Annotated in this window: 11 protein-coding genes; 3 read left to right on the top strand and 8 right to left on the bottom strand. The window is 74.4% G+C overall.

What is annotated here, in order from left to right; genetic code table 11:
* The first annotated feature begins 7 nt into the window (after window positions 1-7).
* The gene (locus tag ABZ873_RS01460) at window positions 8-838 is read left to right on the top strand and encodes a maleylpyruvate isomerase family mycothiol-dependent enzyme (protein ID WP_360863727.1); all 831 of its coding nucleotides are present in this window, start codon (window positions 8-10) and stop codon (window positions 836-838) included.
* A 4-nt stretch (window positions 839-842) separates the two neighbouring features.
* Here ABZ873_RS01460 and ABZ873_RS01455 read toward each other — a convergent pair whose 3' ends face one another.
* Together ABZ873_RS01455 and ABZ873_RS01450 are read right to left on the bottom strand one after the other, a co-directional pair.
* Entirely contained in the window at window positions 843-2,126 is a 1,284-nt protein-coding gene (locus tag ABZ873_RS01455) for an MFS transporter (RefSeq protein WP_360864092.1), read from the bottom strand.
* A gap of 152 nt (window positions 2,127-2,278) precedes the next feature.
* Window positions 2,279-2,929: a GntR family transcriptional regulator gene (locus tag ABZ873_RS01450; protein WP_360863725.1), complete on the bottom strand. Its 651-nt coding sequence runs from the start codon at window positions 2,927-2,929 to the stop codon at window positions 2,279-2,281.
* A 166-nt stretch (window positions 2,930-3,095) separates the two neighbouring features.
* Between ABZ873_RS01450 and ABZ873_RS01445 the strand changes: the two genes are divergently transcribed.
* On the top strand, window positions 3,096-4,277 hold the full coding sequence (locus tag ABZ873_RS01445; RefSeq protein ID WP_360863723.1) for a DUF418 domain-containing protein: 1,182 nt from the start codon (window positions 3,096-3,098) through the stop codon (window positions 4,275-4,277).
* Here the strand turns inward: ABZ873_RS01445 and ABZ873_RS01440 are convergent.
* Both ABZ873_RS01440 and ABZ873_RS01435 read right to left on the bottom strand, forming a co-directional pair.
* Window positions 4,258-4,572: a hypothetical protein gene (locus tag ABZ873_RS01440; RefSeq protein ID WP_360863721.1), complete on the bottom strand. Its 315-nt coding sequence runs from the start codon at window positions 4,570-4,572 to the stop codon at window positions 4,258-4,260. The two genes, ABZ873_RS01445 and ABZ873_RS01440, sit on opposite strands and share 20 nt — an antisense overlap.
* A complete protein-coding gene (locus tag ABZ873_RS01435; protein WP_360863719.1) occupies window positions 4,548-6,491 on the bottom strand; it encodes a C1 family peptidase in 1,944 nt (647 codons plus the stop codon). The genes ABZ873_RS01440 and ABZ873_RS01435 overlap by 25 nt, the downstream gene beginning before the upstream one ends.
* A 197-nt stretch (window positions 6,492-6,688) precedes the next feature.
* Here ABZ873_RS01435 and ABZ873_RS01430 point away from each other — a divergent pair, with 197 nt between their 5' ends.
* A complete protein-coding gene (locus tag ABZ873_RS01430; protein WP_360863717.1) occupies window positions 6,689-7,900 on the top strand; it encodes a DUF1266 domain-containing protein in 1,212 nt (403 codons plus the stop codon).
* 28 nt (window positions 7,901-7,928) lie between these two features.
* Here ABZ873_RS01430 and ABZ873_RS01425 read toward each other — a convergent pair whose 3' ends face one another.
* The 4 genes from ABZ873_RS01425 to pdhA all read right to left on the bottom strand — a co-directional run bounded on the left by ABZ873_RS01425 (window position 7,929) and on the right by pdhA (window position 12,423).
* Entirely contained in the window at window positions 7,929-8,693 is a 765-nt protein-coding gene (locus tag ABZ873_RS01425; RefSeq protein WP_360863715.1) for a hypothetical protein, read from the bottom strand.
* 103 nt (window positions 8,694-8,796) lie between these two features.
* Window positions 8,797-10,221 carry a dihydrolipoamide acetyltransferase family protein gene (locus tag ABZ873_RS01420; protein ID WP_360863713.1) on the bottom strand — a complete coding sequence of 475 codons (1,425 nt, stop codon included), beginning with the start codon at window positions 10,219-10,221 and terminating at the stop codon, window positions 8,797-8,799.
* 13 nt (window positions 10,222-10,234) lie between these two features.
* Entirely contained in the window at window positions 10,235-11,215 is a 981-nt protein-coding gene (locus tag ABZ873_RS01415) for an alpha-ketoacid dehydrogenase subunit beta (RefSeq protein ID WP_360863711.1), read from the bottom strand.
* Window positions 11,215-12,423, bottom strand: a complete 1,209-nt coding sequence (gene pdhA, locus ABZ873_RS01410) for a pyruvate dehydrogenase (acetyl-transferring) E1 component subunit alpha (protein ID WP_360863709.1) — start codon at window positions 12,421-12,423, stop codon at window positions 11,215-11,217. Before pdhA ends, ABZ873_RS01415 begins: the two co-directional genes overlap by 1 nt.
* Between the last annotated feature and the right edge of the window lie 205 nt (window positions 12,424-12,628).

The following is a 12,628-nucleotide window of genomic DNA, read 5'->3' as shown; positions in this document are numbered from 1 at the left end:
GGTCCCGTTGACCGTCCATCCGCATCCCAGCCTTCAGCCCTATGCCGACGCGTGGACCCACTCCATCGAGGCGATATCAGAGCTGGTCCTGCCGTTGACGGAGGGCGAGTGGAACCGGGCGACGCCGTGCCCCGGCTGGTCGGTCCGGGACGTGGTCTCCCACATCATCGGTGTCGAGTGCGAGCAGCTGGGCGATCCGCGGCCGATCCACACCGTGGCACGGGACCTGCGGCACGTGGTGGACGAGTTCAGCCGGTACATGGAGGTGCAGGTCGACGTACGGCGCCACCACACGGCGCCGGAGATGACCTCGGAGCTGGAGTACACGGTCATCCGCCGGGCGCGGCAGCTGCGCAACGAGAAGCGGGATCCGGAGGCCATGGTGCGCGGGCCGCTGGGTGAGCAGGTGACGCTGGAGCAGGCGCTGCGGCTGCGGGCGTTCGACGTGTGGGTGCACGAGCAGGACCTGCGGTGGGCGCTGGGCGTGCCGGGCAACTGGGACTCGCCGGGGGCGTACGTGGCGCGGGACCTGCTGCTGGCGGGGCTCCCGAAGGTGGTGGCGAAGCGGGCGGGCGCGCCGGCGAACTCGGCGGTGGTCCTCGATGTGCACGGGCAGCTGGAGTTCATGCGGACCGTGCGGGTGGACGCGGAGGGCCGGGGCACGGTGGACAAGTCCCCGTCGCTGGGCCCGGCGGTGACGCTGGTGCTGGACTGGGAGACGTACGTACGGCTCGCGGCGGGCCGGGTGCGGGCGCACGCGGTGGCGGACCGGGTGAAGGTGGAGGGCGACGCGCAGCTGGCGGAGGCCATCCTGACGCAGTTCGCCGTGACCCCGTAGACCCTCAGCCCGCCTCCCGCCCGGCCCCCTCCGGTACGGGCCGCGGGGCGGCCGGGGACGGGATCGTGCCGCGGGCGCGGGCCGTCTCGCGTTCCAGGGCGCGGGGGCGCAGGCGCAGGATCCGGGCGACGCCGAGCGCCTGGAGCACGAAGACGGTGGAGAGGGCGACGCGGTAGTTGTCGCCGGTGGCGTCGAGCAGGATCCCCACCGCCAGCAGTGTGGTCATGGAGGCGAGGAAGCCGCCCATGTTGGTGATCCCGGAGGCGGTCCCCTGGCGCTCGGGCGGATTCGCCGGGCGGGCGAAGTCGAAGCCGATCATCGAGGCCGGGCCGCAGCCGCCGAGCACCGCGCAGAGCGTGATCAGCAGCCAGAGCGGCGCCCGGCCCGGGTGGGCGAGCACCGCGCCCCAGAAGACGGCGGTGAGGGCGACGGTGCCCAGGGCCAGCGGGATCCGGGCGCCCGGGCGGCGCCCGACGACCTGGCCGTAGACCAGGCCGAGCGTCATGTGCGAGCAGACGACCAGCGTCAGCAGCGCGCCCGCGGTGCCCCGGGACAGGCCCTGCGCCTCCACCAGGAAGGGCATGCCCCACAGCAGCAGGAAGACCATCGCCGGGAACTGCGTGGTGAAGTGCACCCACAGGCCGAGCCGGGTGCCCGGCTCGCTCCAGGAGGCGCGGATCTGGCGGCGGACGAAGCGCACGAAGCCGTCCGGGGCCCCGGCGCCGGACGGCGGGGGCGTGCGCGGGGGCTCGTACCCCTCGGGGCCGTCCCGCAGGAAGAGCACCAGCGGGACCAGCACCACCAGTCCGGCCACCGCGCTCCCGGCGAAGGCGGCCGTCCAGCCCACGCCGTGCAGGACGGGGGCGAGGACGAGGGTGGAGACGAGGTTGCCGGCCATGCCCGCGAGTCCGGCCAGCTGGGCCGTCAGCGGGCCGCGCCGGGCGGGGAACCAGCGGGTGCCGAGGCGCAGGACGGCGATGAAGGTCATGGCGTCGCCGCAGCCGAGCAGGGCCCGCGCGGCGAGCGCCATCCCGTAGGAGGGGGAGAGGGCGAAGCCGAGCTGTCCGGCGGTGAAGAGCACGGCGCCCAGGGTGAGGACCTTCTTGGTGCCGAGGCGGTCCACCATGAGGCCCACGGGTATCTGCATGCCGGCGTAGACGAGGAGCTGGAGCAGGGAGAAGGCCGCCAGCGCCGAGGCGCCCACGTGGAAGCGGTCGGCGGCTTCGAGTCCGGCCACGCCGAGGCTGGTACGGAAGATCACCGCGACGAAGTAGACGGCGACGCCGATGCCCCAGACGGCGAAGGCGCGCGCCCCGCCGGGCGGGTCCTGCGGGAGCCCGGAGCCGCGCGGTCCGGACGCCGGGGCGGGAACGGGCGCCGGGTCGGGAACGGACGCCGGGGCGGGAACGGGGGCGGGGTCGGGAACGGGGGCGGGGGCGGTCACCGGCCCGGCCCCCGCAGCAGCGCGTCGACCCGGCCGATATGGCCGCGGACGGCGGCGGCGGCCGTCTCCACGTCCCCGGCGCGCAGCGCGGCCAGGATCTCGGCGTGCTCCACGAGGGTGCGCTCCAGCCGGTCGGGGTGGGCGTGCAGCAGGGCGACGCCCATCCGCAGCTGCCGGTCGCGGAGCTGGTCGTAGAGGCGGCAGAGGATCTGGTTGCCGGCGTGGCGCACGATCTCGGCGTGGAAGCCGCGGTCGGCGGCCATCATGGCGGCGAGGTCGCCCGCGTCGGCGTGCCGGCGCTGCTCGTCGAGCAGGGCGGTGAGCCGGTCGAGCAGGCCCGGTGGGGTCGGTACGGCCCGGCGGACGGTGAACTCCTCGACCAGCAGCCGGGTTTCGAGCACGTCGTCGATCTCCTGCGCGGAGACCGGCAGGACCAGCGCGCCCTTCTTCGGGTACAGCTTGAGCAGCCCCTCGGTCTCCAGCCGCAGCAGCGCCTCGCGCACCGGCGTCCGGGACACCCCCACGGCTTCGGCGAGTTCGCCCTCGGTGAGCAGGGTGCCGCCCTCGTAGCGACGGTCGAGCACGCCGTCCTTCACATGCCGGTAGACGCGGTCGGCGGCGGTCAGGATGCTGGTGGCGGCGGGCATGTACACAGCATAGATACAACAGCGCTACGGGCGGCAGGCACGTCCGGGATGTGGACCGAGGCCCCGCCCTCCTCCCCGCGTCCGGCGGCCGTGCATCGAAGGATGCAGAGGGGCTTCGTCCGCCCGCAGGACGTGGACGGCCCCGGCCGCCGGAAGGCTGGAGGGCATGGCCGACACCCTCACCCCGGTGGCCCGCACGGCCACCCGGCTGCCCCTCCTGGACCTCCTGCGCGGTGCCGCGATCCTCGGCACGCTCATGACCAACGTATGGATCTTCACCTCGCCCGGCTCCGAGTGGGGCGTGCTCCAGGGCTCCCTGGCCGCGCCCGACGTCCTCTCCGGCCCCTCCCCCGCGCGCCTCGCGGAGACCGTCTTCCGCTTCCTCGCGGACGGCAAGTTCCTGGCCCTGCTGACCGTGCTGTTCGGGGTGGGCCTGGCCATCCAGTACGACTCCGCCGCCCGCCGCGGCAGCCCCTGGCCCGGCCGGTACCCGCGCCGCGCCGCCTTCCTGTTCCTGGAGGGCACGGTGCACTTCGTGCTCGTCTTCGCCTGGGACGTGCTCATGGGGTACGCCGTCACCGCGCTGCTCGTCGCCTGGCTGCTGGCCCGCTCCGCGCGGGTGCGGCAGGTCGCGATGTGGACCGCCGGCGGGCTGCACCTGGCCCTGATCGGGCTGCTCACCCTGGGCTCGGCGGGCCGCCCCGACAGCCCGCCGCGGGCCCCCGGTCCGGCGGCGGTGGAGCTGTACGCCCGGGGGAGCTGGGCGGAGCAGATCTCCTTCCGCCTGGAGAACGCCGCGGTCCTGCGCATCGAGCCGGTCCTCTCCTTCGGCCTGCTGGTGTTCCTCTTCCTGCTCGGGGTCCGGCTGTACCGCGCGGGCGCCTTCACCGACGGCGCCGGCGGCCGCCGGATCCGGGCCCGGCTGGCCGCCTGGGGGCTGGGCCTCGGGCTGCCGCTGAACGCCGCGACCACCCTCGGCGGCGAGGACTTCTACCTGCTGGGCCGCTACGGCGCCGCCCCGCTGTTCGCCCTCGGCTACCTCGGCCTGCTCGGCATCGCCCTGGACCGCCGGTGGCTGCCCGGCTTCGCGACCGCCGCCCTCGGCTCCGTCGGCCGCACCGCCCTGTCCTGCTACGTCGCCCAGAACCTGGTTTGCGTCCTGCTCTGCTACGGCTTCGGGCTCGGCCTCGCCGCGCGGTTCGCGGGCGACGGCCCCTGGTGGGTGATGGGCCTGTGGGCCGGGGTCGGCGTGGTTCTTGCCGCCGGGTCCTGGCTCTGGCTGCGCCGCTTCGGGCGCGGTCCGCTGGAGGCCCTCCAGCACGCGGTCCTCAGCCCGCGCCGCCGGTGACCTCCACGTCCAGCACGAACTCGTCGTACGGGGCCTCCTCCGGGTAGGGCGGCCTGACCTGCGCGAAGCGGATCCTGGCCCGTCCCCCGCCCGGGGGCCGGGCCCGGACCACGTAGGTCAGCTCCACCGCCGAGCCCGGCGGGCCCGCCCCGGCCGTCCCGGCGGCCTCGGTCACCGCCACGAGGTCCGCGTCGCCGGTCACCCGCCAGGTCCACACGTACCCGCGCGCCCCGCGCCCGGTGAGCCGCAGCTCGTACGGCTCACCGGGGCTCAGCACGACGCTCCGTACCTCCACGTGCCCGCCCGGTCCTCTCCGACGGGGCCGATCACCGGCCCCTCGTGCCAGCCCGCGCCGTCCCGCCAGTAGTGCTGGAGCCGGCGGTCGGTGCGCAGTACGACGACTTCCAGGTTGAACCCGAAACTGCCCTGGAGCATCCCGGTGACCGAGGCGACGTCATGGCCGAAGACCGCGCCGCGCCGCCAGGGGGAGCCGCCCGCGTTGCCCCGCCACCAGTGCTCCACCTGCCCGCCGGCCACCGCCACGCACAGCTCGTAGTTCCCGGCGGTGTCCTCGTCGGCGGCCCCGTACTGGCCCTCGATCAGGCAGGGCGCGGAGGTGGCGGGCGTACCGCTGCCGAAGACCTCCCCGGCGCGCCAGACGAAGCCGTTCGGGTCGTCGCGCCACCAGAGCTGCATCCGGCCGTCGGTACGGGTGGCGACGAGGTCCAGGTGGCGGGCGCGGGTCTGCACCAGGGCCGGGCCGTAGTGGGCGATGCCGGAGGCGAAGCGGCCGCCGTCGTTCCAGGTCCAGGGGGCGCCGTTGATCCGCCACCAGTGGTTCAGCCGGCCGTCGGTGGTGCGCACGACCACCTCGAAGTTTCCGGGCTTGCCGTAGTCGCTCTGGATGAACGCCGGGGTGGAGCCCACGGCCGCGTCGCCCGGCCCGAAGACGCCGCCGTCGCGCCAGACGGCGGCCGACTGCTCGTAGTACCAGTGGCGCAGCCGGCCGCCCGGGGTGACGTGCAGGGACTCCATGTTCCGGTTGTAGGTGGTGCCGGTGAAGGCGGGCTGGCCGGAGGCGTCGGCGGCGAAGACCTCCGCCCGCGACCAGCCGTACGGCGGATCGCCCTCGCGCCACCAGTGCTGGAGGCGGTCGCCCGTGGTGGTGGCCAGCAGCTCGAAGTTGCGGTGGGCGCGGCCGTTGCCGCTCTCGTAGACGTTGCCGGTGTGCAGGCGGCGCTTGGTCCACGGATCGGGGTTGGTGCCGCGCAGCCCGCACTTGGCCCAGTGGTCGATGTTCACCTCGCCGTAGGCGATCCGGCCGTAGCCGCCGACGTGGTAGCCCGTCCCCCAGGAGTTCTTGAACAGCCAGCAGCCCGCCGCGTCGTCGTAGCCGACGACCAGCACGCAGTGGCCGCCCGCGAGCCGGTCGCTGGTGCGGTGGTACACCCCGGAGCCCAGGCCGAAGAAGTCCTCGTACACGTCGAAGCAGGCGGTCAGCGGGCCGACGGTGTCCAGCCAGACCTTCTGCTGCTCCACATCGCCGAGCCGGACGTGCTCGGGGATCCGGACGGTGCGCCCGGAGCGGTCCCAGCTGGGGGTGTACTCGGCCCGCCAGGCGTCGCGGCGGGCGGCGGGCAGCCCGTCGGGCGGGGTGCTGTACGGCCAGCAGTCCGGGTCGGCGAGCCCGCCGTTGCCCCGGATCCAGTCGAGCGCGGTCTCCGGGTTGCTGCCCTGCCCGCAGGTGTAGCGCAGCCCGTCGTGGACGTCCCCCTCGGAGCGCTCCGCCCAGACGTCGTGCTCGATGCGGGCCATGGACTCCACCAGGCCCGCCGCGCCGAAGGCCCAGCAGGAACCGCACGGGTTCTGGTCCTTCACCTTGGTGATCCACGGCCAGCCCCAGCGCTCGCGCCAGTCCACCGCGGCGGGCCGGGCACCGGCCACCGGGGCGGCCCCGGGCGCGTCCGCCAGCAGGCCGTGGGCGGCCCGGCGGCGGGTGAGGTGCGGGTTGCCGCTCGGGTGCCCGATGATCCCCCGCAGATCGACCCGGCCGGCCTCCTCGGCCCGGGTCAGATCCGCCCCGGGCTCCAGGCCGAGCGAGGGCCGCGGCAGGGGCTCCTCGTCGGCCAGGTGCTCCAGCACCGACCATCGCGCCCCCCGCGCGAGGAGCCGCGCGCGCAGCTCCCCCGCCGACTGAACGGTTTCCTGCGGCATGCGGCCCCCCGGCTGCGACCGTGCGGATGGAGATTCGGGACCCGCGAGCGTGCCCCGGGCGCCGGGGGGCGTCAAGGGGGTCCGCGCGGTCGCGCGGGGGCACGAGGGGGCGCCGGACGGCGCCCGCCCGCGAGCCCCCGGGCGGGGGCGGGCGGCCCGGGGCGGAGCGGCCCCAACGCCCGTATTAGGGTCCCGGTATGGGGACCGGGACCTGGAGCGCGCCGAGCGTCATCGAGAGAGAGCTGTACGAGGCGAAGACCGCCGGCGACTGGGCCGCGTACTTCGACGTCCTGGCCCGCACCCCGCTCTACCTCGGGCAGCACCGCGCCCAGTCCGACGCGCACCCCGACTCGGTGTTCTTCCACGCCACCCCGGACCGCATGCTGGTCGTGCACACCGCCGGCATGCTGCCCGCCCCCACCCCCGAGACCGTCTTCGAGTCCCGCAGCCTGGGCTGGTTCTCCACCGTGTGGGCGGCCGGTGATCCGGCCTTCCTCGCCGTGAACCCGGGCTCCCCCGCCGAGGCGTACCTCACCACCACCCCCGCCGACCTGGCCCGCTGGCGGGCGCACGCCGACGCCGCGCCCTCCTACGGGCTGCCCGACGGCCGGGTGCACGCCCTCTTCACCGGCGGCCCGCTGCACGGGGACATCGCGCACGGGCTGGCCGTCGGCGGCCATCTCGCCGTCACGAACGGCGAGTTCTGGAACGCCCTCGCCTACCACGGCGGCGGCTACCGGCACGAGCGCCGCCGGGTCGCGAAGAGCTGGAGCATCACCGACCGCGCCGACTGGCTCTCCACCCTGGAGACCCTGCTGAACGCCGAGATGGTCAGCCCCGTCTGGGAGTTCGCCCTGCGCGTGCGCCGGGCGCTGGCCTCCGACTTCGCGGGCCCGGTGGACACCGAGCACTGGCGGCACACCGCCGAGGCCACGCTGCGCCGCAACGCCGAGCGCGCCGCCGAGCCGCAGCTCACCCCGGACGGGGTCACCGCCGCCCGGCCGCGCCCCGCCGCCGAGGTGGAGGGGGAGATCGCCGGGGTCGGACGGCTCATCGGCCGGATCGCCCGCTACGAGCAGCGCTTCCGGGCCGACGGGCTGCTGCCCGAGGACGGCTGGGTGCGCTCCGTGGAGGGCTGGGACCTCGGCCGGGCCTCCCAGATGGCCCGCTGGGGCGTCGGCTGCCGCTACGGCACCCTCCAGGAGGCGGAGACGGCCGTCCTGCGCGCCGGGGACGCGGCGCGCGGCGTGTACCGCTCGTGGGCGGACTTCTCCGCCGGGTACGTGCTCGGGCGCTGCCTGCACTTCGACGAGGAGGAGTTCGGCACCTGGTACACCGGCGCCCTCGCCGCCCACGTCACCCTGACCACCGACCCGGCGAGCCCCTGGCTGCACATCCCCTGGAAGTGACGCTCCGGTGGAAGTGACGCTCCGGCCCCTACGGCAGCCGCGGCCCGGTCCGGGTCCAGGCGTCGACCGCCGCCGTGAGCGCGGCCTCGTGCGCGAGGTGGGGGCGCAGGGCGGTCAGCCACGGGACGAGCGCCTTGAGCCGGCGCAGGTGCCGGATGCGGTGGTGGGGCAGGTCGCGCCAGGCGCCGGCCTGGGCCGCCGCCTGCTCCGGGGTGAGGTCGATCAGGGCCAGCAGCTCCCGGCACAGGGCCACCGGGTCACCGCCCCGGCCCGGCCCGAAGCGTTCGATCAAGTACACCTGTACGCGGGCCAGTTCGGGCGCCCGCAGCAGATCGGGCGTGCCCTCGGCGCGCGCGCAGCGCTCGGCGGCGGCCAGCGCCACCCGGCCCCAGCGCAGCCGGATCGCCTCCGGGAGGCGGTCGTCGCGCATCCGCACCCCGGCCAGCACGCGCAGGGTCCGCGGCTGCGGTTCGTCGTCCAGCGGCGGCCCGGTGGCCAGCCATGCCTCCAGATCGGCCAGGGTGTGCCCGGCGGGCGGCACCGAGGTCAGCACCTGCCCGCGGGAGAGCAGCGCGACCATGGCCCCCGTGAGGTGGACGCGGGCGGTGTGCCCGGCGTCGAAGCAGCGGACGGCCCGGCCGTAGCGCTCGATGCGGCGCAGGCCCATCCGGGACTCCCCGGCGGCGTACACCTGCCCGGCGCGGGCCACCCCGCCGACGCAGCGCACCACGCACACGCCGCCCGTGACATCGGCCTCCTCGACGGAGTACACCTGCAGCTCGGCGATGGACACCCCGCCCCCCTTCCCCGGCGGCAGGGTACCCCTCGGGCCGGGAACACGGCGGTGGCCGGCCCCCCGCGGGGAGGCCGGCCACCGGTGGTGGTGCGGGGGGACGTCAGGCCCAGGTGACCAGGCGGCGCGGGTGTTCCAGGACCGCCGCGATGTCGGCGAGGAACTTCGAGCCGAGCTCGCCGTCGATCAGGCGGTGGTCGAAGGACAGCGCCAGGGTGGTGACCTGGCGCGGCTTGACCTTGCCCTTGTGGACCCACGGCTGGAGCTTGATCGCGCCGACCGCGAGGATCGCGGACTCGCCCGGGTTCAGGATCGGCGTACCGGTGTCGACGCCGAAGACGCCGACGTTGGTGATGGTGACGGTGCCGTTCTGCATGTCCGCCGGGGAGGTCTTGCCGTCGCGGGCCGTGGCGACCAGCGAGGACAGCGACTCCGACAGCTCGCCCAGGGTCTTGGCGTGAGCGTCCTTGATGTTCGGGACGATCAGCCCGCGCGGGGTGGCCGCCGCGATGCCCAGGTTCACGTAGTGCTTGAGCACGATCTCCTGGGCCGCCTCGTCCCAGGACGCGTTGACGTCCGGGTTGCGGCGGATGGCCACCAGGACGGCCTTGGCGATCAGGAGCAGCGGGTTGATCCGCAGACCGGCGAGGTCCGGGTCCTCCTTGAGCTCCTGGACCAGCTTCATCGTCCGGGTCACGTCGAGGGTGATGAACTCGGTGACGTGCGGGGCGGTGAAGGCCGAGCCGACCATGGCCTGGGCGGTGACCTTGCGGACCCCCTTGACCGGGATACGGGTCTCCCGCGCCGCCGGGTCCGCCACCGCCGCGGCCACCGCCGCGACGGGCGCGGCCGCCGGAGCCGGGGCGGGAGCCGTGGGCACCGCCGCCGGGACGGCCTGCGGGGCGATCGCCGCGGCGGCCGCCGCGTGGACGTCCTCCCGGGTCACGACCCCACCGTCGCCGGTGGCGACCACGGAGGCCAGGTCGATGCCGAGGTCCTTGGCGAGCTTGCGCACCGGCGGCTTCGCCAGCGGCCGCTCCCCGGCCGGCTGCGCCGGGACGGCGGGCAGCACCGGCGCGGCCGGGGCCGCGGCGGCCGTGCCGTTCTGCGCGGCCGTGCCCGCCGTGGCCTTGCGCGGGCGGCGCTTGGTGGAGGCGGTGGAGACGCCGTAGCCGACCAGCACGGGCTGGCGGGCCTCGGCGGCGGGCTCCTCGGCCGCCGGAGCCTCCGGGGCGGCCGCGGCGACGGGCGAGCCCGCCTCCTGGGCCGGGGCCTCGGCGGCGGCGCCCGCGGTCCGCACCGAGATGATCACCTGGCCGACGTCGACCGTGGTGCCCTCCTCGAAGAGCAGCGCGTGCACGGTGCCGTCGAAGGGGATCGGCAGCTCGACGGCGGCCTTGGCCGTCTCGACCTCGCAGACGACCTGCCCGTCGGTGACGGTGTCACCCGGCTGGACGAACCACTTGAGGATCTCGGCCTCGGTGAGGCCCTCGCCCACGTCGGGCATCTTGAATTCGCGGATGGTCATGGAACGTGGCTCCTCAGTACGCCAGCGAGCGGTCGACGGCGTCGAGCACCCGGTCCAGGCCGGGCAGGTACTCGTCCTCCAGGCGGGCCGGCGGGTAGGGGGCGTGGAAGCCGCCCACACGCAGCACCGGCGCCTCCAGGTGGTAGAAGCACCGCTCCGTGATGCGGGCGGCGATCTCGGAGCCCACGCCGAGGAAGACCGGCGCCTCGTGGACCACCACGAGCCGGCGGGTCTTCTCCACCGACGCCTGGATCCCGTCGAAGTCGACCGGGGACATCGAGCGCAGGTCGACGACCTCCACCGACTTGCCCTCCTCGGCGGCCGCGGCCGCCGCCTCCAGGCAGACCTTCACCATCGGGCCGTAGGCGGCCAGGGTGAGGTCGGAGCCCTCGCGGGCCACGCGCGCCTTGTGCAGCTCGCCCGGGATGGCCTCGGTGTCGACCTCGCCCTTGTCCCAGTAGCGGCGCTTCGGCTCGAAGAAGATCACCGGGTCGTCGCTGAGGATGGCCTGCTGGAGCATCCAGTAGGCGTCGCTCGCGTTCGAGGGGGAGACCACCTTGAGGCCCGCGACATGCGCGAACAGCGTCTCCGGGGACTCCGAGTGGTGCTCGACCGCGCCGATGGCACCGCCGTAGGGGATGCGCACGACGACGGGCATCTTGACCTTGCCCAGCGCGCGGGCGTGCATCTTCGCGAGCTGCGTGACGATCTGGTCGTACGCCGGGAACACGAAGCCGTCGAACTGGATCTCCACGACGGGCCGGTAACCGCGCAGGGCCAGGCCGATGGCCGTGCCGACGATGCCCGACTCGGCGAGCGGGGTGTCGATGACCCGCTCCTCGCCGAAGTCCTTCTGCAGGCCGTCGGTGATACGGAAGACACCGCCCAGCTTGCCGACGTCCTCACCCATGATCAGGACCTTCGGGTCCTGCTCCAGGGCCTTGCGCAGCGACTCGTTGAGCGCCTTCGCGACCGACATCTTCTCGACAGCCATCAGTGACCCTCCTCGGCCGGCTCGAAGGACGCGAGGTAGGCAGCGAACTGCGCGCGCTCCTCGTCGACGAGCGCGTGCCCGTCCGCGTAGACGTTCTCGAAGATCGCCATGGTGTCCGGGTCGGGCATGGCGCGCACGGCCTCGCGCACGCGCTTGCCCATGGCCTCGCTCTCGGCCTCCAGCTCCGTGAAGAACGCCTCGTCGGCGCCGCCGGAAGCCAGCAGGTACGTCTTGAGGCGCTGGATCGGGTCCTTGGACTCCCAGGCCGCCGTCTCCTCGTCCCGCCGGTACTTCGTCGGGTCGTCGGAGGTGGTGTGCGCGCCCATACGGTACGTGAACGCCTCGACCAGGGTCGGGCCCTCGCCGCGGCGCGCCCGGTCCAGGGCCCAGCGGGTCACGGCCAGGCAGGCCAGGACGTCGTTGCCGTCGACGCGGACGCCGGGGAAGCCGAAGCCCTGGGCGCGCTGGTAGAGCGGTACGCGCATCTGGCGCTCGGTGGGCTCGGAGATCGCCCACTGGTTGTTCTGGCAGAAGAACACCACGGGGGAGTTGTAGACCGCGGAGAAGTTGAAGGCTTCCATCACGTCGCCCTGGCTGGACGCGCCGTCGCCGAAGTAGGCGATGACGGCCGCGTCGGCGCCGTCCTTGGCCACGCCCATGGCGTAGCCGGTGGCGTGCAGCGTCTGCGAGCCGATGACGATCGTGTACAGGTGGAAGTTGTTGCTGTTGGGGTCCCAGCCGCCGTGGTTCACACCGCGGAACATCCCGAGCAGGTTCGTCGGGTCGACGCCGCGGCACCAGGCCACGCCGTGCTCGCGGTAGGTCGGGAAGACGTAGTCCGCGTCGTTCAGGGCGCGGCCGGAGCCGATCTGCGCGGCCTCCTGCCCGAGGAGCGAGGCCCACAGGCCCAGCTCGCCCTGGCGCTGGAGGGCGGTCGCCTCGCCGTCGAAGCGGCGGGTCATGACCATGTCGCGGTAGAGCCCGCGCAGGTCATCGGTGGTGATGTCGGCGACGAAGGCGGCGAACTCGGCGCTCTCCGCGCTGTCGACGCGGTCACCTTCGGGCGTCAGCAGCTGTACGAGCTGAGGTTCGGCGTCCTGCGTCTGCGCGGTGGCAGCGGCGGGCTTGGCGGCGCTCGCCGCACCTGCCGCCCGCTTGGTGCCGCTGCTGCGTCGCGGCTTGCGCGCGGCAGTGCTCTCCACGGTCACTTGTGCTCCTCCGTCGGTCCGGCACCCGGGTTCTCCGGGGTCCAGTGCGGCTCACCTGCGTCCGTGACGAGCGCACGGGGTGGGTGCGCGTCGCAGTCGGGATTCAGGCGTGACAGGCGTCCCGGCGAGTGCCCTGCGCAATGCACGTTACCCAGTGCCCCGCATAACTGCGAAACCCCGTTTGACCTGCGTTTTTGCTTGGATT

Source organism: Streptomyces sp. NPDC047014 (assembly GCF_040644195.1).
In the GTDB taxonomy this organism is placed as follows: Bacteria; Actinomycetota; Actinomycetes; order Streptomycetales; family Streptomycetaceae; genus Streptomyces.
The sequence above is the reverse complement of the archived record's forward strand: the minus strand, read 5'-3'. Positions and strand labels throughout refer to the sequence as shown.